At 42.2% G+C, this 23246-nt stretch carries 20 protein-coding genes and 1 pseudogene; 6 read left to right on the top strand and 15 right to left on the bottom strand.

Going from position 1 to position 23246, the window contains the following annotated elements:
• Nucleotides 1–156: 156 nt before the first annotated feature.
• The 7 genes from trpA to trpB form a co-directional block, all read right to left on the bottom strand.
• Nucleotides 157–927, bottom strand: coding sequence for a tryptophan synthase subunit alpha (gene trpA, locus GD630_RS08000; RefSeq protein ID WP_143866880.1), 771 nt, complete (start codon nt 925–927; stop codon nt 157–159).
• Between the two features lie 18 nt (nt 928–945).
• Nucleotides 946–1569 (bottom strand): phosphoribosylanthranilate isomerase, encoded by a 624-nt coding sequence (locus GD630_RS07995; RefSeq protein ID WP_143866878.1) that lies wholly within the window; start codon nt 1567–1569, stop codon nt 946–948.
• Between the two features lie 26 nt (nt 1570–1595).
• Nucleotides 1596–2378, bottom strand: coding sequence for an indole-3-glycerol phosphate synthase TrpC (gene trpC / locus GD630_RS07990; RefSeq protein ID WP_143866876.1), 783 nt, complete (start codon nt 2376–2378; stop codon nt 1596–1598).
• Between the two features lie 111 nt (nt 2379–2489).
• Complete coding sequence (gene trpD, locus GD630_RS07985) at nt 2490–3485, bottom strand: anthranilate phosphoribosyltransferase (RefSeq protein ID WP_143866874.1); 996 nt, start codon at nt 3483–3485, stop codon at nt 2490–2492.
• Nucleotides 3486–3489: 4 nt separating this feature from the next.
• Complete coding sequence (locus GD630_RS07980) at nt 3490–4056, bottom strand: anthranilate synthase component II (RefSeq protein ID WP_008651733.1); 567 nt, start codon at nt 4054–4056, stop codon at nt 3490–3492.
• A 70-nt stretch (nt 4057–4126) separates the two neighbouring features.
• Nucleotides 4127–5533, bottom strand: a complete 1407-nt coding sequence (locus tag GD630_RS07975) for an anthranilate synthase component I family protein (protein ID WP_143866872.1) — start codon at nt 5531–5533, stop codon at nt 4127–4129.
• Between the two features lie 48 nt (nt 5534–5581).
• Nucleotides 5582–6769, bottom strand: coding sequence for a tryptophan synthase subunit beta (trpB, locus tag GD630_RS07970; RefSeq protein WP_143866870.1), 1188 nt, complete (start codon nt 6767–6769; stop codon nt 5582–5584).
• A 360-nt stretch (nt 6770–7129) separates the two neighbouring features.
• On the opposite strand from trpB, the gene GD630_RS07965 reads away from it, so the two are divergent.
• The 5 genes and pseudogenes from GD630_RS07965 (at nt 7130) to GD630_RS07945 (ending at nt 12314) form a co-directional block, all read left to right on the top strand.
• Entirely contained in the window at nt 7130–7270 is a 141-nt protein-coding gene (locus GD630_RS07965; RefSeq protein ID WP_167511910.1) for a hypothetical protein, read from the top strand.
• A 79-nt stretch (nt 7271–7349) separates the two neighbouring features.
• Nucleotides 7350–8495: an iron-containing alcohol dehydrogenase gene (locus GD630_RS07960; protein ID WP_143866868.1), complete on the top strand. Its 1146-nt coding sequence runs from the start codon at nt 7350–7352 to the stop codon at nt 8493–8495.
• A 98-nt stretch (nt 8496–8593) separates the two neighbouring features.
• Nucleotides 8594–8885, top strand: a pseudogene (locus GD630_RS07955) (SLC13 family permease); the annotation flags it as partial.
• A gap of 291 nt (nt 8886–9176) precedes the next feature.
• On the top strand, nt 9177–11516 hold the full coding sequence (locus tag GD630_RS07950) for an LruC domain-containing protein (protein ID WP_143866866.1): 2340 nt from the start codon (nt 9177–9179) through the stop codon (nt 11514–11516).
• 219 nt (nt 11517–11735) lie between these two features.
• The gene (locus tag GD630_RS07945) at nt 11736–12314 is read left to right on the top strand and encodes an HdeD family acid-resistance protein (RefSeq protein ID WP_004303713.1); all 579 of its coding nucleotides are present in this window, start codon (nt 11736–11738) and stop codon (nt 12312–12314) included.
• Nucleotides 12315–12392: 78 nt separating this feature from the next.
• On the opposite strand, the gene GD630_RS07940 is transcribed toward GD630_RS07945, so the two are convergent.
• The 6 genes from GD630_RS07940 to dapF all read right to left on the bottom strand — a co-directional run bounded on the left by GD630_RS07940 (nt 12393) and on the right by dapF (nt 19585).
• Nucleotides 12393–14582, bottom strand: a complete 2190-nt coding sequence (locus tag GD630_RS07940; protein WP_143866864.1) for a glutamine synthetase III family protein — start codon at nt 14580–14582, stop codon at nt 12393–12395.
• Between the two features lie 53 nt (nt 14583–14635).
• Nucleotides 14636–16075, bottom strand: a complete 1440-nt coding sequence (locus tag GD630_RS07935) for an ammonium transporter (protein WP_143866862.1) — start codon at nt 16073–16075, stop codon at nt 14636–14638.
• Nucleotides 16076–16190: 115 nt separating this feature from the next.
• Nucleotides 16191–16547, bottom strand: coding sequence for a P-II family nitrogen regulator (locus tag GD630_RS07930; protein ID WP_143866860.1), 357 nt, complete (start codon nt 16545–16547; stop codon nt 16191–16193).
• Between the two features lie 141 nt (nt 16548–16688).
• Nucleotides 16689–17414: a hypothetical protein gene (locus GD630_RS07925; RefSeq protein ID WP_143866858.1), complete on the bottom strand. Its 726-nt coding sequence runs from the start codon at nt 17412–17414 to the stop codon at nt 16689–16691.
• A gap of 72 nt (nt 17415–17486) precedes the next feature.
• On the bottom strand, nt 17487–18719 hold the full coding sequence (locus GD630_RS07920) for an LL-diaminopimelate aminotransferase (RefSeq protein ID WP_143866857.1): 1233 nt from the start codon (nt 18717–18719) through the stop codon (nt 17487–17489).
• Nucleotides 18720–18769: 50 nt separating this feature from the next.
• Nucleotides 18770–19585 (bottom strand): diaminopimelate epimerase, encoded by an 816-nt coding sequence (gene dapF, locus GD630_RS07915; RefSeq protein ID WP_143866855.1) that lies wholly within the window; start codon nt 19583–19585, stop codon nt 18770–18772.
• A gap of 414 nt (nt 19586–19999) precedes the next feature.
• Between dapF and GD630_RS07910 the strand changes: the two genes are divergently transcribed.
• The gene (locus GD630_RS07910) at nt 20000–20296 is read left to right on the top strand and encodes a thioredoxin family protein (RefSeq protein ID WP_143866853.1); all 297 of its coding nucleotides are present in this window, start codon (nt 20000–20002) and stop codon (nt 20294–20296) included.
• 248 nt (nt 20297–20544) lie between these two features.
• On the opposite strand, the gene GD630_RS07905 is transcribed toward GD630_RS07910, so the two are convergent.
• Both GD630_RS07905 and asnB read right to left on the bottom strand, forming a co-directional pair.
• Entirely contained in the window at nt 20545–21312 is a 768-nt protein-coding gene (locus GD630_RS07905; RefSeq protein ID WP_004300081.1) for a glycerophosphodiester phosphodiesterase family protein, read from the bottom strand.
• A gap of 171 nt (nt 21313–21483) precedes the next feature.
• Entirely contained in the window at nt 21484–23151 is a 1668-nt protein-coding gene (gene asnB, locus GD630_RS07900) for an asparagine synthase B (RefSeq protein WP_143866851.1), read from the bottom strand.
• Between the last annotated feature and the right edge of the window lie 95 nt (nt 23152–23246).

Here is a 23246-nt window from a genome sequence, read left to right as displayed (position 1 = left end):
TGTGGATTCCTCATTTGTATGAATAAGTTGTGGCGGGAAATATAAAAAAGATGGTTGCTTTTTTTAGATTTCCCGCCATCTTTTTATAAAAGATGTAGGCAAAGCGTGAGAGAGGATTTGACGGCTCAGAATAAACCGCTGATCCACATCAATAAATCATTTCAATCCTGCTTTTAATTTGAGTATTGCCTTCTCCGGATCTTTTTCTTCTTCAAGCAAAGTAACGAATCTGCTGCCTATGATTGCTCCGGAGGCGTGTTCGCAAGCAGCTTGAAAAGTCGCTTTATTGGAGATTCCGAACCCTACCATTAACGGATTGTTGAGGTGCATATCCTCTATTTTTTTGAAATAGGCTCGCTTCTGCTCATTGAAATCCTGTTGTGCTCCGGTGGTTGCCGCTGATGAAACCATATAGATAAAACCATCCGTATGCGCATCGATTTCCCGCACGCGTTCTTCGCTGGTCTCCGGGGTAATAAGCATAATCACCTTGATACCATATCGTTCGGCGATGATTCGGTATTGTTCCTGATAGTCACGGAAAGGGAGATCAGGGATAATGACACCGTCGATACCACATTCTACACATCTACGGCAGAAATTCTCAAATCCGAATTGCATGATCGGATTTAAGTATCCCATTAATATCAATGGAATTTTCACATCCTTTCGAATATCCCGTAGTTGTTCAAAAAGAAGTTTTAAAGACATACCGTTGCGTAAAGCTTGAGTAGCGGCATTCTGAATGACAATGCCGTCCGCCATCGGGTCGCTGAAAGGGATTCCGATTTCGATCATGTCGACTCCGTTGTTTTCGAGAGTACGGATTATGTGAGCAGTCCCTTCTAAAGTAGGATCACCGGCGCAGAAATAGATAGAAAGTATGTCTTTCTTATCGCTATTGAAAAGTTGATTGATTCTATTCATGATTATTGAGTTTTTTAATTATGATTTTAATTCATTTAGGAATGTTCGGATCCGGTCTGTATCTTTCTTTCCGGGTTTCACTTCAAAACGACTATTGAGGTCGTATCCGGCAAGGAGGGGATGGCTGAATCCCTTGAGAGAATGGGCGCTGCAGGAATGGATTCCTCCGCTTAATATAAAAGGTACGTGTCCTTTGTATGTATGCAATATATTCCAGTCAAATTGATTCCCCGAACCGCCATATTGTTCGCATTTAGTGTCGAACAGGAAAAAATCGCAAGCTTTCTCATATTCATATACCTTTGTCAAGTCTTTGGGTAGGGCTATCGAAAATGCTTTGATGATTTTCAGTCCCCTCTCTTGTAGTGACCGGCAATATTCCGGTGATTCCGTCCCATGCAGTTGGACATAGTCCAGTCCGAAACGGTCAGCATACATACTGACTGTCGGCTTATCTGCATTTACAAATACTCCGACACGCTTGGCGCGAATAGGAAGGTAAGCGGGAAGTTCATAGATATATCTCGGAGATTTGGGATAAAAAATAAATCCCAGCATATCAATACCTTCGAGTGCTTCTACGTCCCGTATGTTTTCTGCTTCACACATCCCGCAAACTTTGATGATTTTTCCGTTGATCATAGGGTTGTCTGTTTTTAGGCGATTGGTTATTGCATTGCTTGCAGGAAATTCTGTAAGGTTTCTCCCGGATGTTCCGTTTTCATCAATGTCTCGCCGATCAAGAATCCGCGAAATCCGGCTGTCCGAAGACGTTTCACGATTTCAGGATTGGAGATGCCACTTTCTGATACCAATACAGAATCTTGGGGGAGTTGTTCGGCGAGACGGAAAGAGTTTTCCACATCCGTAAAGAAAGTCCCTAAATTACGGTTGTTGACGCCTATCATATCTATTTCCTCATTGATATATGATAGTTCTTCAGTGTTGTGAATTTCCAATAAGACCTCCAAACCCAGTTCATGAGCTTTTTCTGTAAGCTCATTGCATTTGTCCTGTTCAAGTGCGGCTGCGATAAGAAGTATGGCATCTGCACCGACTATTCTCGCTTGATAAAGTTGGTAAGCGTCGATGATGAAGTCTTTCCTAAGAATGGGGATCTCTACCAAAGGGCGTGCAGTGCGGATGTCCTTCAGGCTTCCTCCGAAAAACTTCTCGTCGGTGAGGATGGAAAGGGCAGAAGCTCCTGCTGCTGCATAGGAGGGAACAATCTCTTCCGGGGATGCTTCTTCCTTTATCCATCCTTTGGACGGAGACCGGCGCTTGAATTCAGCGATAATACCCGATGCAGACGAGGCTAATGCCTGCTTCATAGAACGAGAGGTCGGAGCTTCGCTGATACCTTCCTGTAATTGCTCGATGGAGATAGCCTGCTTTTGCAGGTCAACTTCAAATCGTTTGTTTGCTATAATCTCTGATAATATATCTTTCATCAGTTCGTAGGTTTTTATATTTATGATGATTTAGGCACGGATTACATGGATTTTACGGCTTCGGATTAACAAGAACTGTGTAATCCGTGTAATCCGTGCCTAATTTTACATTTAACTATTCAATTCAATGAATTTTTTTAGGGTAGCTAATGCGCGTCCACTTTCCAATGACTCTTTGGCGAGAGCAATACATTCTTCAATAGTCTTCTCCGGACAAATCACATGGATGGCGAAAGCTGAATTGACTACCACTACATTTTTTTGAGCTTCTGTAGCCGTGTTATTCATGATCTGGTCGAAAATCTTCGCTGCATCTTCCGGTGTTTGTCCGCCATCCAGATCAGTTTCCTTATAGCGGGAGAATCCGAGACTCTCGGGAGTGTAAATTTTTTCATGATCGCTGGTTGCCACTTTAAATTCATTTGTCAGAGAGATTTCGTCATATCCGTCGAGGCTATGAACAACGGCAAATTTCGTCTTGCTTTCCTGATAAGTATAGGTATAGAGGCGAAGTAACGGGAGGTTGTAAACTCCTAAAAGCTGATAGGCCGGTAATACCGGATTAACCAATGGACCGAGCATATTAAAGAAAGTGCGCACTGCCAATCCTTTACGAACCGGAGCAACTGCCTTTAATGCCGGATTGAATAAAGGAGCATGCAGATAGGCAAGATTACATTTCTCCATGCTACGGCGCAGTTGATCGACGTCACTGGTGAACTTTACACCGTGTTGCTCCATCACATTACTGGCACCGCTGACTGATGTTGCTCCGTAATTACCATGTTTCACAACCGGGAAACCGGCTCCGGCAACAGTAAAACAAGAAGCTGTAGAAATATTAAATGTATTTTTTCCATCACCTCCGGTTCCTACGATATCTATCGGAGCAAATTCACTTAAATCAACCGGAATACGCATTTCAAGCAATGCATCGCGGAAACCACATAATTCTTCCACAGAGATATTACGCATCAGAAAGACGGTAATTAAAGAGGCTACCTGTACATCATTATATTTTCCTTGTGCGATGTTCTGTAAAATGGTGCGAGCCTCATCGCGTCCCAGATATTGATGTTCGAAAAGTTTGTATAGAATCTGTTTCATAAGTTTAATCGTTTAAGAAGTTTTTAATAATTTCTTTTCCTTGCGGAGTTAATACTGATTCGGGATGGAACTGAATACCATGTACATTGTAGGTCTTATGGCGGATTGCCATGATTTGTCCTTCCTGACTTTCTGCCGTTATTTCCAGGCAATCGGGAAAACCTTCCCGGCTGACTACCCAGGAATGGTATCTTCCAACAGGGATTTCTTTTCCCAGCCCTTCAAAAAGCAGGTCCTGGTGAAGGATGGTAATCGGAGTCTGTACCCCATGGTATACTTCTTTGAGATTTTCCAGGCGTGCTCCGAAAGCTTCGCCGATGGCTTGATGGCCGAGGCAGACACCCAGAATACTTTTGGTCGGAGCATATCTTTTAATAATAGGTAATAACAGGCCGGCTTCTTCGGGTATGCCCGGTCCGGGAGACAGGATGATTTTATCAAACCGGTCTACTTCATCAAGCTCTATCTGGTCATTGCGGACTACTTCTACATCAGTAGCCCCTAATTCTTTCACTGCGTGCAGCAGGTTATAAGTGAAAGAGTCGTAGTTATCTAAAAGTAATATTTTCATTTTTATTGTCATTGTAAAATGGTTGTTCAAATACTGTTTTTCGCTTTTAAAAGCTGACTACTTAGAACGGTTAATTCTTTAATTTGACAGCTAAATCAATCGCCTTTTTCAGTGCTCCGAGTTTGTTGTTCACCTCTTGCAGTTCGTATTCATCCTGACTGCGTGCTACAATACCTCCTCCGGCTTGGAACCAAAGTTCATTGTTGCGGCTTACAAAAGTACGGATAGTGATAGCCTGATTTAATTCGCCGTTCAATCCGATAAAACCGATACAGCCACCATAGGCTCCACGATTATGTGGCTCGATTTCACTGATTAACTGCATAGCGCGTATTTTGGGAGCACCGCTTAATGTGCCGGCAGGAAACGTATCAATAAACGTTTTTATTTTGTCTGCACCCTTATTCAACACACCGCTGACACGGCTTACCAGGTGAATGACATGACTATAATATTGTGGTTCCTTATAGAATAGTACGCGTACATCATGACAATTACGGGAAAGGTCGTTTCTGGCAAGATCAACCAGCATGACATGCTCTGCATTTTCTTTAGGGTCGGCCAATAAAGCTTCTGTCAGTTCCCGGTCTTTTACTACATCTCCGGTACGGCGGGTAGTTCCGGCAATCGGATCGATGTAAGCACGACCATCTTCGATTTTGCAATGTGTTTCCGGTGAAGAACCGAAGATGCGGTATCCTCCGAAATCGAAGTAGAAAAGATAAGGAGAAGGATTGATGCTGCGGAGTGCGCGGTACACTTTGAAATCATCTCCGGCATAAGGTTGGATAAATCTTCTGGAAAGTACGATTTGGAAAACATCTCCACGCATACAGTGCGCAATTCCTTTGCGGACATTGGCTTTATGTTCCTCGTCGGTGATAGGGCTGGTAACGGGATCTGTTACAGAGAAGTTGTAAGAAGCATAATTCCGGTTTTCGATAGCAGCTTCCAGTTCCGGCAATCCGCTTTCTTCTCCTTCGGACAACATTTCAACGAGTGTCAATTCATTTTTGAAGTGATTGAAAACAATGACATACTTATATAATATGTATAGCAAATCCGGAGCGTCATTTTGCTCATCGTGACTTTCTTTCACCGGGATGTGCTCGAAATATTTCACAGCGTTGAACGTCGTGTATCCGTAAAGTCCACATACATTCTTATTATCCCCGGTCACCTGGAATTGATTGATAAACCGGTTCATGGCCTTTTCTACATGGAGGGTTTTTGTCAGGGGTTCTTCCGTGCGGCTGTTATCGGGATAGTTGGCAGTGACAATGCCGCCGTTTATACCGATACTTGCCAGGGGACAGAGGGCTATAAATGACAAGGAATTTTCTCCGGCATGATAGTCGGAACTTTCCATTAATGCAGATTGCGGATACATGTCGCGCACTTTCAGGTAAATGCTGACAGGAGTATGCATATCTCCGAGCACTTGTTTGCTATGAGTTGTATAATTGAATGTTTTCATTTCTATAATTGTTTGATTATTGATTACGAATGATGGTTTACTAATTACTTATTGCTGTTCATTAAACGATAAATAGGTTTCAATATCTTTGTCTCCTCGTCCTGAAACTGTCAATACAACGATATCTTCCGGTTTAAACTTCGATTTTCTCAAAGCTCCTAATGCATGGGCGGATTCCAGTGCAGGGATAATACCTTCGAGTTTAGTCAGTTCGTAAGCGGCTTCTATTGCTTCGTCGTCATTGATTGCCAAAACGTTGGCACGTCTTTGTGCGGCAAGATTGGCGTGTATCGGACCAATGCCCGGATAATCCAGTCCGGCGGAAATCGAGTAAGGCTCTTCAATCTGTCCGTCTTCGTCTTGGATGACGTAAGTACGCGCTCCGTGGATAATTCCCATTTTACCGAGTTGGATGGTGGCGGCGGTCATTCCGGTTTCTATTCCTTTACCTCCGGCTTCTGCCAGGATGATGCCTACCCGTTCATCATTGATATAATGATAAATCGTTCCGGCAGCATTGCTTCCCCCTCCGACGCAGGCTATCAGATAATCCGGATAGTCACGCCCTTCTTTTTCTTGCAGTTGTTTTTTTATTTCTTCGCTGATAACAGATTGCAGGCGTGCCACCATATCAGGATAAGGATGAGGGCCTACGGTAGAGCCGATAATATAATAAGTGTCGGCAGGATGGCAACACCAGTCGCGGATCGCTTCGTTGGTTGCGTCTTTCAAGGTCATGTTTCCGGAAGTAACGGGAATAACGGTAGCTCCCAGCATTTTCATTTTCTCCACATTGATATGTTGGCGTTCTACATCCGTTTTTCCCATATAAACGATACATTCCATATCCATCAATGCACATACGGTAGCTGTTGCTACTCCATGTTGTCCGGCTCCGGTTTCGGCGATGATGCGTTTCTTTCCCATGCGGCGTGCCAGCAAGATTTGTCCGATGGTGTTGTTGATTTTGTGCGCACCGGTATGATTCAGGTCTTCCCGTTTCAGATACAACTTGCAACCATACTTTTCGGAAAGGCGTTTTGCCAGATAGAGTGGGGAAGGGCGTCCTACGTAGTCGCGTAATAACTGCTCAAATTCCTTTTTAAACTCTTCGCTTTCAATTACTTCGAGGTACTTGTTCGTCAGTTCCTCAACACATTTGTGGAGGATTTCCGGTACATAAGCACCACCGAATTCTCCGTAATAGCCATCCTGGTCAACTAAAAAACTTTTCATAATCCTATCTATTTTTTTATGTTATTATCTAAATCTGTTCGAAAATGGGCAAATAAAAAGAGCCCTGCCGCAAGTTGCGACAGGGCTCTTTCAAATCTGTTATATCTTTAATGAGGTATATACATACGAGCACTGCTCCCTTACGACTGTCGGAGTTGTAACGGGTGCCACCACCAATATGTATTTACTAACATTGTTCTCATTGTCTTTTGTAATTTTATGGGGGCAAATATAGACACTTTGTTCGAAACAGCAAACAAAAAATGACTTTTTTTCTCTTTTGCCTTCATTTTTCTGATATAGAACAATTTTAGCCTTCAACTGTTCTTATGAATATTGAATATTTAAACAAAAACAATTATGAAACAGAGAAAAGTTTTAGTAGGTATTGCTATTGCCATTTTCATTATATTATTATTGTATTGGTTATTGGTAGCAGAGGATATGAAACCTTGGTTGTCGGCTATGGTTCCTTCCGTGGTACAACAATTCTTTGCTTGATTCTGACAGGGTTCGGATAAATCATGTATCTTTGCAAGGATAGTGACTAATAACCAAAATAATAACAATAGACTAAGATATGGAAAATTTTATTTTTCAAAATCCCGTGAAACTGATAATGGGAAAAGGGATGATTGCCCGGTTGGCTAAAGAAATACCGTCCGACAAGCGTATTATGATTACTTTTGGCGGCGGAAGCGTGAAGAAAAACGGAGTGTACGATCAGGTAAAGGAAGCATTGAAGAATCATTTTACAGTAGAATTCTGGGGAATCGAACCCAATCCTGCCATTGAAACTCTCCGTAAAGCTATTGCTTTGGGAAAAGAAGAGAAAGTAGATTATCTGCTGGCTGTTGGTGGTGGTTCCGTTATTGACGGTACGAAATTGATTTCCGCAGGAATCCTGTATGATGGTGATGCCTGGGATTTAGTACTTGCCGGACGTCCAGTCACTCATACTGTACCTCTTGCCACTGTATTGACTTTGCCCGCTACCGGTTCGGAGATGAATAACGGGGCAGTTATTTCCCGTCGTGAAACAAAAGAGAAATATCCTTTTTATGCCAACTATCCAATCTTCTCTATTCTTGACCCGGAAGTAACCTTTACCTTGCCTCCTCATCAGGTGGCCTGTGGTTTGGCTGATACCTTTGTTCATGTGATGGAGCAATATATGACTACTCCCGGGCAGAGCCGCATTATGGATCGTTGGGCGGAGGGCATTTTACAAACTTTGGTGGAAATAGCTCCGAAAATCCGTGAAAACCAGCATGATTATCAACTGATGGCTGATTTTATGCTTTCGGCTACAATGGCATTGAATGGATTTATTGCTATGGGAGTGGCGCAAGACTGGGCAACTCACATGATTGGCCATGAAATTACTGCTTTGCACGGATTGACACATGGTCATACGTTAGCCATTGTTCTTCCTGCCACTTTACAGGTGCTTCATGAAGAAAAAGGAGATAAACTTTTGCAGTATGGTGAAAGAGTCTGGGGAATTACTTCCGGTACGCGAGAAGAACGGATTGATGAAGCGATTTGTCATACCGAAGAGTTCTTCCGTTCACTTGGGCTGACTACACGTTTGCATGAGGAGAACATCGGACAGGATACTATTCTGGAAATCGAACGCCGATTCAATGAGCGTGGTGCTAAATATGGAGAGAATGGAAATGTAACGGGTACTGTTGCCCGCAGGATATTAGAGGTTGCACTTTAAGCATACCTAGTTTGTTTTAATGACACTGGAGTATTTTCTATTTTTGTTCACCTGAATAAATTTTGATAGAGTCAAATAGAACAATCATTTAATTACGTATGCTAATAACCATTGTTATTCTCGTTCTTTCGGCTGTCTTTTTCGTGAACGGCAGGGTTCGTTCGGATATTGTGGCACTGTGTGCACTGATAGCCTTACTTATTTTTCAGATATTTTCAAACGGGATTGGCAAAGATGATTAGTTCCCGTATTCTTAAACTTGCGGGAACCAGTGAGATCCGGTTGTTTCTGTTGGTGATGTTGGTGACTTCGGTCATTGGTGCGTTTGTCAGTAACACAGGAACGGTGGCACTGATGCTTCCTATTGATTTTGTAGTGCTCTGTAGTGCTGAATCTTTGTCGTTTAATTGAGAGTTGTATAAAATATGCAACTTTGGTTTTTTTGCTGCATTCTGCAGTGTTTATACTTCTAAGTTTTTTATATTCAATGATGTATCCGCCTATCTTTCAATGGAAATAAATAGATTTTGCCTTTTAAAAGATGTTAACTGTATGTCGAAAATACAACTTTAACAGTCTTTTATCTATAAATACAACTATCTTTGTATGTTCATTACTGATTGTTGATTAGTGGTGATTGGTATTTTGTGTGAATAAAGCAAACTTAAGCATTCAAAGATTATGAAACAGAACATTGCAAAAGTCTTCATTTTTTCGTTGTTGGCGTCCTCCATCAGCTTTATCAGTTGTGTTGATAATGAGAAAAATCTGTTTGATGCAGATCAATTAAAACAAATTTACGAAGAAACCTTTCCTGTAAAGAACATCGATCCTAATGGAGATTGGACCATGTCGCATAAAGTGACGGCACATGTGTCGGTTAATGGAGATTTGGGCACAGATTATAAGATACAGATATTCGATGCTGACCCATTAAACTCGGAAAGTACAGCAAAAATTTTAGCGGAAGGAACTGCCAATCAAAGTACAACCTTGAATGTGGTGATGGACTGTGCAACAGCTCTCAATAAAGTGTTTGTTGCACGTATAGACAATCATGGACATTATATGGTGCAGCCCGTGACTATTGAAAATGGAGAAGTAACCGCGCAACTTGGACATGAAAAGGATGTGCCTACACGCTCTATGTCACGAGCTGTGACGACGACAGGTATACCAACTATGGAAGCTCCTTATACAGCTGATTTTATTAGTAGTAAAAAAGCAATAGCTACTGAAGTTCAAGCTGGTTGGGATTTGGGTGCAGGTTCCGGATGGGTTGAATATGCTAAATTACCTGTATTCAAAGAAAAAGAACGTTGGTTTAAAATTCAGAGTGATACTTTTAATAAAGGATTTACTACTACCGGAACCAGTGGTGGAGCCCAGGCTGTGAAAGTAATCGTTCCTCAAGGAAGTACATGGATTATTGAAAGTAGTTATCAATTTAGCGATATTACAGAAATTATAGTTGAGAATGGTGGGAAAGTAGAGATAGCTAAAAATGCAAGCTTGGTGTTGATAAATAAGTCTTATTTAACAGTAATGCCGGGGGGAAGTATCATAGGTGAGGGAACTATTCAAATTACAAATGGTTCTAGTGGATTTAAAAACTATAATGCGGGCACTATTAATTGCTCTGTATTAGATTTCAACGGTGGTGTAGGAGTCTTTTATAATTATGGATTACTTCAGTTGGAACGTTATGAAGCTTCAACAAATGGAATGGAACTGGTGAATCATGGTACTATGGAGGCTGAAAGCATCAATGGTAACAATAATACCAATATTAAAAATGGTTGTTATTTGAAAACCGGTAAATTCCAATTTGGCACACTTGTTATGGGGAATACTTCTGAAGCTATTTGCGAGGAACTTGGTTATAATGGTAATGACAATGACATTGTAATGGAGGCACAATCCATGCTGACTTGTACAGGTAAGGCCAGCTTATATAGAACGGTTACCGGTCCAACCGTAGGTACTGCCTTATTGAAGATTAATGAGATTGCTAATACTGATGGTTTGGCTCAATCTGCTTCTAAAGTGACGAATAATATTATTTGTGAAATTACGGATCAAACATATAAAGGTGAAGCGCATTATGACTGGTCTCCTTTTGCATGGCTAGTAAATAAAGGATTGCAACAAGGCGCTACTTATTGTAATCCGGGTAAGGCTGACTTTATGCTTCCTGCTGATGGTGAATGTATAAAAGAAGGGTATGGCTCTGATGAAACTCCGGACGATGTAGAGATTCGAAATGCAGTTTATTCTTATGCTTTTGAAGATAACTACCCGAAAGCAGGAGACTATGACTTCAATGATATTGTATTGAATGTAACTTTGCCTGCTGCCGGTAATAATGTGAAAGAATTGAAATACACAGTTGCTCTTCGGGCAGTTGGTGCTGTGAAGCAACTGGGTGCCGGATTGAGAATAAAAGGAATAAATAAGAGCAATGTAGAAGAAGTCAGCTTCGGGACAGGTGCTACTCAACGTAGCAACTCTTTGAGTTCCGGTATGTTTGAAAATGCAGCTTACGAAACAAATGGAAGCGAACTGGTGATCCCTTTATTTGGAGATGCCCATCATATATATGGATTTACAGGAACGCGGCGTCCGATGTTAAATACAGGAAATATGAGTACATCTCTTACAGATATATATACTCTTGAAGTGATAGTTAAACTAAAAAATGCGATATCTATTCCTAGTGCGACGAATGATTTGGATTTCTTTATTGCATATCCAACTACAGGTCAGAAGAGAACGGAAGTTCATTTGAATCGATTTAATTCCGCAACTGCAAATGGTCAGTTGGCGGATAGTTCTGTACTGGATGTGATCAAAGTTGTCAATAATACATGGGCTCTTTGTGTTCCGGATAAATTTGCTTATCCAACGGAAACAACGGTAATAACGAGTGTATATTCTAAATTCGCCGACTGGGCTCAAGATCAAAGTACAAATACTGATTGGTATAATACTGTAAGCAGTGATAAGGTTATAAAGTACTAAGCTATTGATTTTATAAAAAAACAAGGTACCATATATTATATGTACTAAAATGTAAAAAGGTGATTAATACGAGGACTTTTCCAAATATTGATTACCTTTTTTCATATCGTAACATATTACGAACTTATTACAATGTTTGTTTGTTATTTTTATATGTCGATAGAAACACCTATATTCGCAAAAGTATTGGAACAGACTCGGTTAAAAAATATAGAATTTATGAAAACAATGAATTATTCCCTTATTCGCATTCTCTTCGCACTTGTGATTGGATTGGTACTCGTGATTTGGCCCAATGCGGCTGCCAGCTATATTGTCATTACGGTAGGTGTTGCCTTCTTGATTCCCGGTGTTATCAGCCTTTTTGGCTATTTCGGCCGGAAAAGACCGGAAGGTGAAGCAGCTCCCCGTTTTCCGATAGAAGGAATCGGTAGCTTATTATTCGGACTTTGGCTGATTGTGATGCCTGAATTCTTTGCAGACGTCCTGATGTTTTTATTGGGATTTATCCTGATTATGGGAGGAGTGCAACAGATTGCTTCTTTGTCGATGGCTCGTCGGTGGATGCCCGTTCCGGGAGCTTTTTATCTGATTCCTTCGCTGATTCTTATTGCGGGTATCATTGCTTTGTTCAATCCGACAGGAGCGCGTAATACTGCATTTATAATTATTGGTATCAGCAGTTTGGTTTATTCTCTTTCCGAATTGATAAACTGGTTCAAGTTTGCCCGTCGCCGCCCGAAGGCTCCGGTTATGCATGACGATGATGATATTGAAGACGCAAAGATTATCGAATAAAAAAAAGAAGAGGACTGCTTCACAGCACTCCTCCCCGCAAACTTAAAACAACCAACAAAAGAAATAGATAATTTTTTTCTATCTCACAAATAACAGTTCCCTGTATTTTGGAAGCGTCCACATCTGATTGTCAACAATTAGTTCCAACTTGTCGATGTGATAACGGATTTCTTCCAGTGCCGGGACAATCGTGTCGTGGTAGGCAATGGCTTTTTTCCGTTCGCTTTCTATCTTGTTTGCAACCTTACGAGCCTCAATCATTGCATCTACATGCTCCTTGATGAAAGCAGTACGGTCGGCAATCTCTTCAATAAGCTCCAGGTTCTTAGCAGACAATTTCGCTGCCTTTTCTGCCGGGAAAAGAGATTGCATCTTATAGACATTATTAATTAAGTCCGTCTGGTATTGAGTGGCAACCGGAATGATATGATTCATTGCCAAGTCACCCAATACACGTGCCTCAATCTGAATCTTCTTCGTATAAGTTTCCCATTTCACTTCGTTACGGGCTTCCAGTTCTTTCTTGGTCATTACACCGGTAGCTTCGAACATGGCAATTGTTTCCGGTTTCAGGTAATTGTCGAAGATAACAGGAACACTGGTTTCACAATCCAGTCCACGACGGGCAGCTTCTTTCTTCCATTCGTCACTGTAACCGTTACCGTCGAAATGAATGGCTTTACATTCTTTGATATATCCGCGGATGATTTCAAGAATGGCGGAAACTTTGGGTTCTCCCTTTTCAATCAACGCATCCACGTCCTTTTTAAACTTCACCAATTGATTTGCTACGGCCGAGTTCAATGCAATCATGGCAGAAGCACAGTTTGCTTCGGAACCTACGGCACGGAATTCAAAGCGGTTGCCTGTGAAAGCAAATGGAGAAGTACGGTTACGGTCTGTATTATCGATCAGTAATTCAGGAATCTGCGGAATATCCAACTTCATTCCCTGTTTACCGCTAAGGCTGATTAAATCATCTTTCGTACTGTTTTCGATATGATCCAATACCTGCGACAACTGTTTTCCAAGGAAAGAGGAGATAATTGCAGGAGGTGCCTCATTCGCTCCCAGACGGTGGGCGTTGGTAGCACTGGAGATAGAAGCTTTCAGTAGTCCGTTATGATGATAAACTGCCATCAATGTATTGACAACGAATGTAACAAAACGCAGATTGTCTTCCGGAGTCTTGCCCGGTCCCATCAATAAGATACCTGTATCAGTGCCCAAAGACCAGTTGTTGTGTTTACCCGAACCATTGACACCTTTGAATGGCTTTTCATGAAGCAGTACGCGGAAACCGTGGCGACGGCTCACCTTACGCATCAATGACATAATCAGCAAGTTATGGTCGTTGGCCAAGTTACATTCTTCAAAGATGGGAGCCAGCTCAAACTGGTTTGGAGCAACCTCGTTGTGACGGGTCTTGACAGGAATACCCAGTTTCAGAGCTTCAATTTCAAGGTCTTTCATGAAGGCAGCCACACGGGTGGGAATAGCACCGAAGTAGTGGTCTTCCAACTGTTGGTTCTTGGCACTGTCATGTCCCATCAAAGTACGTCCGGTCAGCAATAAGTCCGGACGTGCGGCATATAAACCTTCGTCCACCAGGAAATATTCCTGTTCCCAGCCTAGATAAGCAACCACTTTCTTAACTTCCGGATTGAAATAATGACATACGTCTACGGCTGCTTTATCTACGGCGCGTAAAGCCTTCAATAAAGGCGCTTTATAGTCGAGAGCCTCACCGGTATATGCGATAAACACGGTCGGGATGCAAAGCGTATCATCCACAATAAAAGCAGGTGATGAAGGATCCCAGGCACTGTAACCACGCGCTTCGAATGTATTGCGGATTCCGCCATTCGGGAAAGAAGAAGCATCCGGTTCCTGTTGCACAAGCAGTTTGCCTGTAAATTCTTCCATCATGCCACCTTTACCGTCATGTTCGACGAAAGCATCGTGCTTTTCTGCCGTACCTTCGGTGAGCGGTGCAAACCAGTGTGTGTAGTGAGTGGCCCCCATTTCGATGGCCCATTTCTTCATGCCGGCAGCTACTTCGTCAGCAATACTGCGATCTAGCGGAGCACCATTATCAATTGCGTCAATCAGCGCATTGTATACCTTGCTGGGAAGATATTTGAACATCTTTTCCTTGTTGAACACATATTTGCCGAAGTATTCCGAAGGACGTTCGGCAGGTGTTGCTACCTCAACCGCTTTCTTCTTGAAAGCTGTCTCTACTACTCTGAATCTAAGTTTTGACATAATACCTGATTTGATTTGTTGTTAAATATGTTAGAGTTGATAATCTGTTTCATTTAGTTGTAAGCGGACTCTCCGTGTTCGTAGATATCAAGACCTTCTTCTTCGATACGTGCCGGAACGCGAAGTCCGTGAATCTTGTCAAGTGCTTTAAAGATTATGAATCCCATACCTGCTGCCCAGACACCGACAACCAGTGCTCCGAATAGTTGTGCACAGAGGAATCCGAAACCGTGTCCGTAGAATAAACCTTCGCTGGTAGAGAACAAACCCGTGAGAACTGTTCCGAGAAATCCGCAAACACCATGTACGGAAGATGCGCCCACCGGATCGTCTATCTTTAAAATCTTGTCTATAAAGTCGACAGAGAAAATCATTACAACACCACAGATTGCGCCGATCAGAGCGGCTCCTGCGGGAGATACTGCATCACATCCGGCTGTAATACCGACCAAACCTGCCAGAATACCATTCAATGTCAGTGACAAAGAAGGCTTTCCGTATTTCATCCAGCTGATCGCCAATGCGAAGAAACCACCGGCACAGGCCGCAAGATTTGTAGTCAGGAATACGTGGGAGATTGCATTTGCATCAGTTTCGGTACTTGCTGCCAATTGAGAACCGGGGTTGAACCCAAACCATCCGAACCAGAGAATAAATACACCTAGTGCGGCAATTGTCAGGTTATGTCCCGGAATAGCTCTTGATTTGCCGTCTTTTCCATATTTACCGATACGCGGGCCAAGAATGGCGGCACCTACCAGAGCAATCCATCCACCTACAGAGTGAACAACGGTAGAACCGGCGAAGTCATGGAAGGTTGTTCCAAAAAGATTCATCATGAAAGACCCCTCTTCACCGTTCATCAGCCAACCGCCACCCCAAGTCCAGTGGCCGGATATCGGATATATCAGTACACTGATGAAAATCGTGTAAACCAAATACATGGAGAATTTGGTACGTTCTGCCATTGCTCCTGATACGATTGTGGCTGCCGTTGCACAGAATACGGTCTGGAAAACCAGAAAACCTTCTCTGGGAAGACCGTTGTCCATGAAAGAAAGGTCGAAGAAGTGGGGCATTCCGATGAATTCTCCTGCGCCAAACATAAGCCCGAAACCGATGAACCAATATAATAAAGAACCGAACATGAAATCAACAAAGTTCTTCATCAGAATATTGGCGGTATTCTTTACTCTTGTGAACCCAGCTTCAACAAGTGCAAATCCCGGTTGCATAAAAAATACCAGCATTGCTGCAAGCAACATCCAGACCGTATTCAGTCCTAAGGCCAGTTCACCAATTGTATCAGGGGTTTCTGCGTCAGTCTCGGCAGGAGCTGCTGTAATTTCAGTTGTCGTCTCTACCACCGTTGTAACAGTATCTGCAACAACTGCGTCTTGTGCTAGCGTGCCGGTGGCAAAACAGCATAACATAAACATGGTAGTGGCTATCCACAGCTTTACGAAGCTATGGCTTTTATATTTTGTATCCATAATGAATTATCTTATTAAATGCCTGTTATTAGTAATATTATAATTTCTTTTTCTATATGTCATCAACGTTTAATCCGCATGAAAATCCGACCCCGGCATATTGCTGGTTGCCGGATTAGCGTTCTTGTTCAGCATTGTATAGGGCTATATCGCCACGTTCGGCGGTACGGATGCGGATAGCGTCTTCAATAGGGATGACGAAAATACGTCCGTCTCCGATTTCTCCGGTTTGTGCCGCTTTAATAATGGCTTGTACAGTTTTCTCGGCATTCTTGTCGCGCACGACAATAGAGATTAAGATTCTTTCGATAGTGCTGGTGTCATATACTACACCGCGGTAGATACGTCCTTGCCGTGCTTTCCCAATACCTCTTACGTCATAGTAAGAAAACCATTCGATGTCCGCTTCGAGAAGAGCTTCTTTCACGTCCTCGAATTTTGTTTTACGGATAATAGCTTCAATCTTTTTCATATACCTTAAATATTAGTGTTGACCTGTAAAAGAAAGAGGTACAGGGGGCAGCCATAGCAGGTTACCATACAACAAACCGATAAAATCTAAACTCTAACTACCTGATCCCTATACGCTCTTTGATATTCTAAATTCTCTCTCCTAAAAATTTAATCCGAATGTGAAGTGAGCTCCTTCTGTTCGTGGATTCACTGTAACTTTCGCAAATGCCGGGAGTGAGAAGGAATCTGTGATTTTGATATCCTTGGAAGCTCCGAGACTTACATCTGATACGCAGAAACCACTTGTATAGCCATTGTAGAAAGTTGTCTCCCAAGGAACCATACCTAAATCTACTGTCCAGTCGAGACCTCCCAATTTGAATGGTGCGCTAAGTGCGAGGTAAGAAGAATAAGCTCTTTTGCCATTTTCTTTCACGCCGTCGGCACCTGCAAAATTTGTATACCAGTTGACTGCCAGTGGTCCGAAGTCATATCCGACTTGTGCTTCAAATACATGAGCCGTTGAATGAGCTCCGTATTTAAAATACTTGTTAGTTGCTACTTGGGTATTAAACCAATAATCCGTCACTGAAACGCTAAAACCACCCGTCGAATAACCGAGAGTTAAATCGAACTCTTTCGTATCTGTCGATTCGAACCCTACCGATCCCCATGCTCCGAGTGAGAAACCTTTGTAAGCGATTCCCAATGAAGGCTGAATACTAACTTCGCCTAAATCCTGGCCACGCCAGATGTAACCACTTACCAGATCGGCCCCAACGGAAGCTTCCACTTTATCTTGCGCCAACATTACGGATGGAGCAATCCCTGTCAGTAATAATGCTACTATTATTACTCCCCATTTTTTGTTAATCGTCGTTTTCATCGTCTTTTTACCTTTAAGTTAGAAAAATGTGGATGTACGGTCCATGTATATAGTAGCGCGCGAAATACTATCTTATAGCCAGTTTTTTATTCTTCTCATTGCTTCGATACAGTCGTTACGTTCGCCAAAGGCAGTCAGGCGGATATATCCTTCACCGCTTGGTCCGAAGCCTACACCGGGGGTACCGACCACATTGGCTTCATACAACATCTGTTCGAAGAATCGCCATGACGAAAGCCCGTTCGGAGTTTTCACCCACAAGTAGGGAGCGTTGACTCCTCCATACACTTTCAGTCCTGTGGCTTCCAATCCCTCTTTCATAATTTTGGCGTTGGTCATATAATAGCCGATTGTTTCTTTAATCTGTGCTTTGCCTTCTGCACTGTAAACGGCTTCTGCTGCCCGTTGAGTAATGTAAGAAGTACCGTTGAACTTGGTGCACTGGCGGCGGTTCCACAATCTGTTGAGTGGGATGCGGTCTCCTTCCAATGTGGCGGCAGTAAGCTCTTTCGGAACTACGGTATATCCGCAGCGTACTCCGGTAAATCCTGCCGTTTTTGAAAAACTACGGAATTCGATCGCACACTTTTTAGCTCCCTTAATCTCATAGATAGAGTGGGGGACATTCTCGTCCTGGATATATGCTTCATAAGCAGCATCGAACAGAATCAATGTATCGTTTGCCAATGCATAGTCCACCCATTTCTTCAGTTCCGGTTTGGTCAAGGTCGTTCCTGTCGGGTTGTTCGGATAACAGAGATAAACAATGTCTATCCGTTTGTCCGGAATTTCCGGAATAAAGTTGTTCTCACTTGTGCAAGGCATATAAGTAACATTACTCCATTTGCCCGTCTCTTCTTCCAACACTCCGGCGCGTCCGCACATGACATTGCTGTCTATATAAACCGGATAGATGGGATCTGTAACACCTACGCTATTGTCATGGCGAAGAATATCGCCTATATTTCCGGTATCGCTTTTGGCACCGTCACTGACAAATATCTCGGATGCCGAGAAGTGAATCCCACGTGGAATAAAGTCATTTTTTATAATTGCTTCAATCAGAAAATCATATCCCTGTTCAGGACCATATCCGCGGAATGTATCTTTGCTGGACAGCTCTTCTACCGCTTTGTGCATGGCTTCGATACATGCTTTCGGAAGTGGTTGGGTGACATCACCGATACCCAACCGGATAATATCCTGTTTGGGATGCGTTATCCTGAAAGTATTTACCTTTTTCGCTATATCCGAGAATAAATAGCTTCCCGGTAACTTCAAAAAATGTTCGTTTACTAATGCCATCTTGTTATTGTTTTAAGTTTCTATCAGTATTAATTCTCAACTCTCCATTCTCAACTCTCAACTTCTTCAACAATCTCCCCATCGAAAACTTTGGTTGCCGGTCCGGTCATTAATATATGCCCGGAGATTTCATCCCATTCAATGGTGACTGTCCCTCCATCCATGATTACATCGCTTTTTCTTCCTGTAAGTCCGTTGATGAAGGCGGCTACTGCTGTGGCACAAGCACCTGTTCCGCAAGCTTGAGTGATTCCCGATCCTCTTTCCCATACCCTCATCCGTATGGTGTCTTTGCTGACAATCTGTGCAAACTCCACATTAGTTCTATCGGGAAAAAGAGGATGATTCTCCAGTTCAGGACCGATTTCCGGTAAATTAATCCGGGTGATATCCTCAACAAATGTGACGAGATGCGGATTACCCATTGATACTTTGGTTGACCGGAAAGGATACTTTCCTCCCCACTGAATCTCTTCTGTTTCCAATGGGCTACCCATATCTACGGTGACTGCACTGACTGTTTTTCCCTCTACATGCAGTTTCAGAATTTTTATTCCTGATCGTGTATCCAGCATAATTTCTGTTTTGTCAGTCAAGCCGTATTCATATACATATTTGCCTACACAACGGCTTCCGTTGCCACACATCATAGCTTCCGAACCGTCCGCATTGAAAATACGCATGCTGAAATCCGCTTTATCAGAGACACCAATCAATATAAGTCCATCACTTCCGATTCCTGTATGAAACTTGCTCCATTCGATTGCCTTCTTTGCAGGGTCGGCTATCGGATATTGGGTTGTGTCTACATATATGTAGTCATTTCCCGCTCCATGCATTTTTGTGAACTTAATCTTTATTGTCATTTTGATTGATATTTATTGGTTGTTGTAACCTTTTGTTTTATTACAATGCAAAGGTATGACTTTTTGCTTTATATTTTACTAAAAAGTATATCTAATATCTATTTATTTTCTCCAAACTTATAATCACTTTATATACGGCTGTATTTAGTTATAATTTGAAATTATACCTATTTATATATTAATAAACTGTTATTTGGATGAATTGTTTTGCATATTCTTCCATAATATATGAAGAATATTTAGCCTTGATAATCGGTGAAATCAGCAATAAAAACAAGAAATATATCCTTTTCCTTTTGACGATATGAAAGTGAAAATCCCTATTTATCTATCATATTGCTCGCCGGATATTCTGAAGAACCTTTTTCTGTATTCATTGTTTTAGCACTATCATTAATATAAAAACGTAGAGATATGAATATAGAGAAACAATTAGAAACAGCAGCTAAGACCAACCATTTGGTGTTGGTAGTATTTTATGCCGACTGGTCACCTCATTATGAGTGGATAGGTCCTGTGCTTCGGACTTACGAAAAGAGAACTGTAGAATTGATAAGAGTGAATGCTGAAGAAAATAGAACAATAGCCGATGCGCATAATGTAGAAACAGTGCCCGCCTTTCTTTTATTGCATAAGGGACATGAATTATGGAGACAGGTAGGAGAGCTTACGGTAGGAGAGTTGAAAGAGGTATTAGATGATTTCCAGTAAATCGTTTGTAATCTTTTATTGGCATATATGAAAATGACCTTTTCTTTTTCAAATGAAAAAAAAATGAGTGCTCTTAATATGCTGGTATTTAGATTGTTATGAAAGCTCATTTTTCCTTTTAAAGAAACGGGTGGTTCCTTTAAAAGGAACCACCCGTTCGACACCGAGAAACATCCTGTTTCTTTTAAAGGAACGAGCTGTTTCTTTAAAGACGGATATTAAATAGTTTACTTTGTAATGATTTTATCTTATTGATGTTTTTTCAGTTCTTCTTGTAAGATGACTGGTTCGTTGGTGGTAATGAAATCTACTTTCTGTTCGATCAGCGATTTCATATCTTCCACTTCGTCCACAGTCCACACATTTACTTTCAAGCCGAGCTCATGAGCTTCTTTGATCCATTCGGGGTGTTTCTTAATCACTCCCATGTGATAATCAAGACCGGCAGCACCGAGTTCCTTTAATTCTTTGGGAGACAGTTCCCCGTTAAGGTAAAATACCGGAGTACCGGCAGGAGCCAGGCGGATAAACTCTTTCATGGCATGCAGGGAGAACGTGATATATTCCATGCGGTTTTCCAGTCCCATTTTCTTCACCATGGCAAGGATTCCCTGTACGGCTTTAGTTTCACGTTTCTTATTACTATGTGCTTTCAGTTCGAGAATCAGTCGGGTATTACAGTTTTTCCCAGCTTCCAGATATTGTTCCAGGCTGGGTAAGTTTTCTCCGTTGGATAATTTAAGTCCGGTCAGTGCGTCACCTTTGGAATACTCCATCGGTCTCATCTTGTATACAGGATCATGGTTGACCACCAACTTGTTATCCTTAGCGATCCATACGTCAAATTCTGAACCGTAACAACCGATGGAGTCTGCTTTTAGAAGTGATGAAATACTGTTTTGTGATGATCCCGGAGTTTTCCAGAATCCACGGTGGGCTATCACTTTTGTCTGTGCCTGCATACAGCAAGCAACCATTAGAAGGGCAGAAGCCATCATCATTTTTTTTAAATTCATTTGTTTGGTCTTTTAAAAGTTTGATAGATTTAATTGGGTTTGGCCTCAAAATTATAAAAAAGAAAACGCAAATCAGATAATAATATGCTAATCTGCGTTAATCCTTGGGATTTTAAAATAGAAATGCTACAAAAGAATAACAGAATCTGCTCTTTCCGTTATTTTTATCAGTTAAGTATAGGCCTCTTCGTGTATTCCTCTCACCGCACGTCCGCTAGGCTCATTCAGATTCCTGAAGGCAATATCCCACGCCAGTGCTTCTGCTGTGGAACAGGCCACACTGGGAACACTCGGTACGCTGCGTGCTGCACTTTCACTGGGGAAATGCTCTTCAAAGATACTACGATAATAGTATTCTTCCTTGTTTTGCGGAGTATGGATGGGGAAGCGTTCGGCAGCATGTTCCATTTGCTCATCGCTTACGGCAGCTGCTGTGATTTCTCTTAAAGTATCGATCCATGAATATCCCACGCCGTCACTGAACTGTTCTTTTTGTCTCCACGCCACACTTTCCGGTAACATATCGGCAAAGGCTTCGCGAACAATCCGTTTCTCAATTTCCTTTCCGGGGCACATTTTAGCTTTCGGATTCAGGTTCATGGCTACGTCGAGGAATTCTTTATCAAGGAAAGGAACGCGTCCCTCTACGCCCCATGCTGATAGACTTTTATTGGCACGAAGACAATCGTACATGTGTAACTTTGAAAGTTTACGTACCGTTTCTTCGTGGAATGCCTGTGGAGTGGGAGCTTTGTGGAAGTATAGATACCCTCCGAAAACTTCATCGGCACCTTCACCGCTCAACACCATTTTAATCCCCATCGATTTGATGACACGTGCCAGTAGGTACATGGGAGTGGAAGCGCGTACCGTGGTTACATCGTATGTCTCGATGAAATAAATGACATCACGCAGGGCATCCAGACCTTCCTGAACAGTATAGTTTATTTCGTGATGGACAGTACCGATATATTCAGCCACTTCACGTGCTTTAATCAAATCGGGAGCACCTTTTAATCCGATAGCGAAGGAGTGGAGTTGAGGCCACCACGCATCACTCGCTCCATCTGTTTCTATACGTTTTGCCGCATATTTTTTGGCAATAGCGGAGATAACAGAACTATCCAACCCGCCCGAAAGAAGCACTCCGTACGGAACATCACTCATTAACTGGCGGTGTACAGCCTCTTCCAATGCCACTTTCACATCCTCGGTTTGTGCATCATTCTCTTTGACGGTTTCATATTCTGTCCAGTCGCGCGAATACCAACGTTTCATTTTTCCCTCTTTACTATAGAAATAATGTCCGGGGAGGAATACTTCATATTCGTCACAAAATCCTTCGAGAGCTTTCAACTCACTGCCGAAGTAGATTTTTCCCTCTTTATCTTTTCCTATATATAAAGGAATAACCCCTATCGGATCGCGGGCAATTAGAAATTCATCCTTTTCCTCATCATAAAGCACGAAAGCGAAGATACCGCTGATATCTTCCAAAAAATGGATGCCTTTATCTTTGTAAAGGGCAAGAATTACCTCACAGTCACTTCCGGTCTGAAAGTTATATTTTCCCGCATATTTAGCGCGAATATCACGGTGATTGTAAATCTCACCGTTGACGGCGAGCACTTGTTTACGATCGGGAGAGTATAACGGCTGTCCGCCACTTTGCGGGTCGACAATGGAAAGACGTTCGTGTGCCAGGATGGCACTTCCGCCTACATAGATTCCACTCCAGTCCGGTCCGCGATGACGGATCTTCTGGGCCATTTTCAGTGCTTTATCTCTTAGCTCTTTCGTTTGAACTTTGATGTTGAGTATACCTGCTATTCCACACATAACTTTAATTTTTAGAGGGGGTAATGTAATCTGTTGATTGTTTATTCGCTATTTCTAAGAAGCTGACTAGTTATTCTTAATTCGTTCCATAATTG

The organism is Bacteroides zhangwenhongii, from assembly GCF_009193325.2.
Taxonomy (GTDB): Bacteria; Bacteroidota; Bacteroidia; order Bacteroidales; family Bacteroidaceae; genus Bacteroides; species Bacteroides zhangwenhongii.
Note: the sequence above shows the minus strand (reverse complement) of the source record. Positions and strands in the feature narration are given on the sequence as shown.

What these genes read in the sequence shown, in the direction of transcription:
- trpA (WP_143866880.1), bottom strand. Translation starts at nt 927, where the DNA reads ATGAATAGAATCAATCAACTTTTCAATAGCGATAAGAAAGACATACTT.
- GD630_RS07995 (WP_143866878.1), bottom strand. Translation starts at nt 1,569, where the DNA reads ATGATCAACGGAAAAATCATCAAAGTTTGCGGGATGTGTGAAGCAGAA.
- trpC (WP_143866876.1), bottom strand. Translation starts at nt 2,378, where the DNA reads ATGAAAGATATATTATCAGAGATTATAGCAAACAAACGATTTGAAGTT.
- trpD (WP_143866874.1), bottom strand. Translation starts at nt 3,485, where the DNA reads ATGAAACAGATTCTATACAAACTTTTCGAACATCAATATCTGGGACGC.
- GD630_RS07980 (WP_008651733.1), bottom strand. Translation starts at nt 4,056, where the DNA reads ATGAAAATATTACTTTTAGATAACTACGACTCTTTCACTTATAACCTG.
- GD630_RS07975 (WP_143866872.1), bottom strand. Translation starts at nt 5,533, where the DNA reads ATGAAAACATTCAATTATACAACTCATAGCAAACAAGTGCTCGGAGAT.
- trpB (WP_143866870.1), bottom strand. Translation starts at nt 6,769, where the DNA reads ATGAAAAGTTTTTTAGTTGACCAGGATGGCTATTACGGAGAATTCGGT.
- GD630_RS07965 (WP_167511910.1), top strand. Translation starts at nt 7,130, where the DNA reads ATGAAACAGAGAAAAGTTTTAGTAGGTATTGCTATTGCCATTTTCATT.
- GD630_RS07960 (WP_143866868.1), top strand. Translation starts at nt 7,350, where the DNA reads ATGGAAAATTTTATTTTTCAAAATCCCGTGAAACTGATAATGGGAAAA.
- GD630_RS07950 (WP_143866866.1), top strand. Translation starts at nt 9,177, where the DNA reads ATGAAACAGAACATTGCAAAAGTCTTCATTTTTTCGTTGTTGGCGTCC.
- GD630_RS07945 (WP_004303713.1), top strand. Translation starts at nt 11,736, where the DNA reads ATGAAAACAATGAATTATTCCCTTATTCGCATTCTCTTCGCACTTGTG.
- GD630_RS07940 (WP_143866864.1), bottom strand. Translation starts at nt 14,582, where the DNA reads ATGTCAAAACTTAGATTCAGAGTAGTAGAGACAGCTTTCAAGAAGAAA.
- GD630_RS07935 (WP_143866862.1), bottom strand. Translation starts at nt 16,075, where the DNA reads ATGGATACAAAATATAAAAGCCATAGCTTCGTAAAGCTGTGGATAGCC.
- GD630_RS07930 (WP_143866860.1), bottom strand. Translation starts at nt 16,547, where the DNA reads ATGAAAAAGATTGAAGCTATTATCCGTAAAACAAAATTCGAGGACGTG.
- GD630_RS07925 (WP_143866858.1), bottom strand. Translation starts at nt 17,414, where the DNA reads ATGAAAACGACGATTAACAAAAAATGGGGAGTAATAATAGTAGCATTA.
- GD630_RS07920 (WP_143866857.1), bottom strand. Translation starts at nt 18,719, where the DNA reads ATGGCATTAGTAAACGAACATTTTTTGAAGTTACCGGGAAGCTATTTA.
- dapF (WP_143866855.1), bottom strand. Translation starts at nt 19,585, where the DNA reads ATGACAATAAAGATTAAGTTCACAAAAATGCATGGAGCGGGAAATGAC.
- GD630_RS07910 (WP_143866853.1), top strand. Translation starts at nt 20,000, where the DNA reads ATGAATATAGAGAAACAATTAGAAACAGCAGCTAAGACCAACCATTTG.
- GD630_RS07905 (WP_004300081.1), bottom strand. Translation starts at nt 21,312, where the DNA reads ATGAATTTAAAAAAAATGATGATGGCTTCTGCCCTTCTAATGGTTGCT.
- asnB (WP_143866851.1), bottom strand. Translation starts at nt 23,151, where the DNA reads ATGTGTGGAATAGCAGGTATACTCAACATCAAAGTTCAAACGAAAGAG.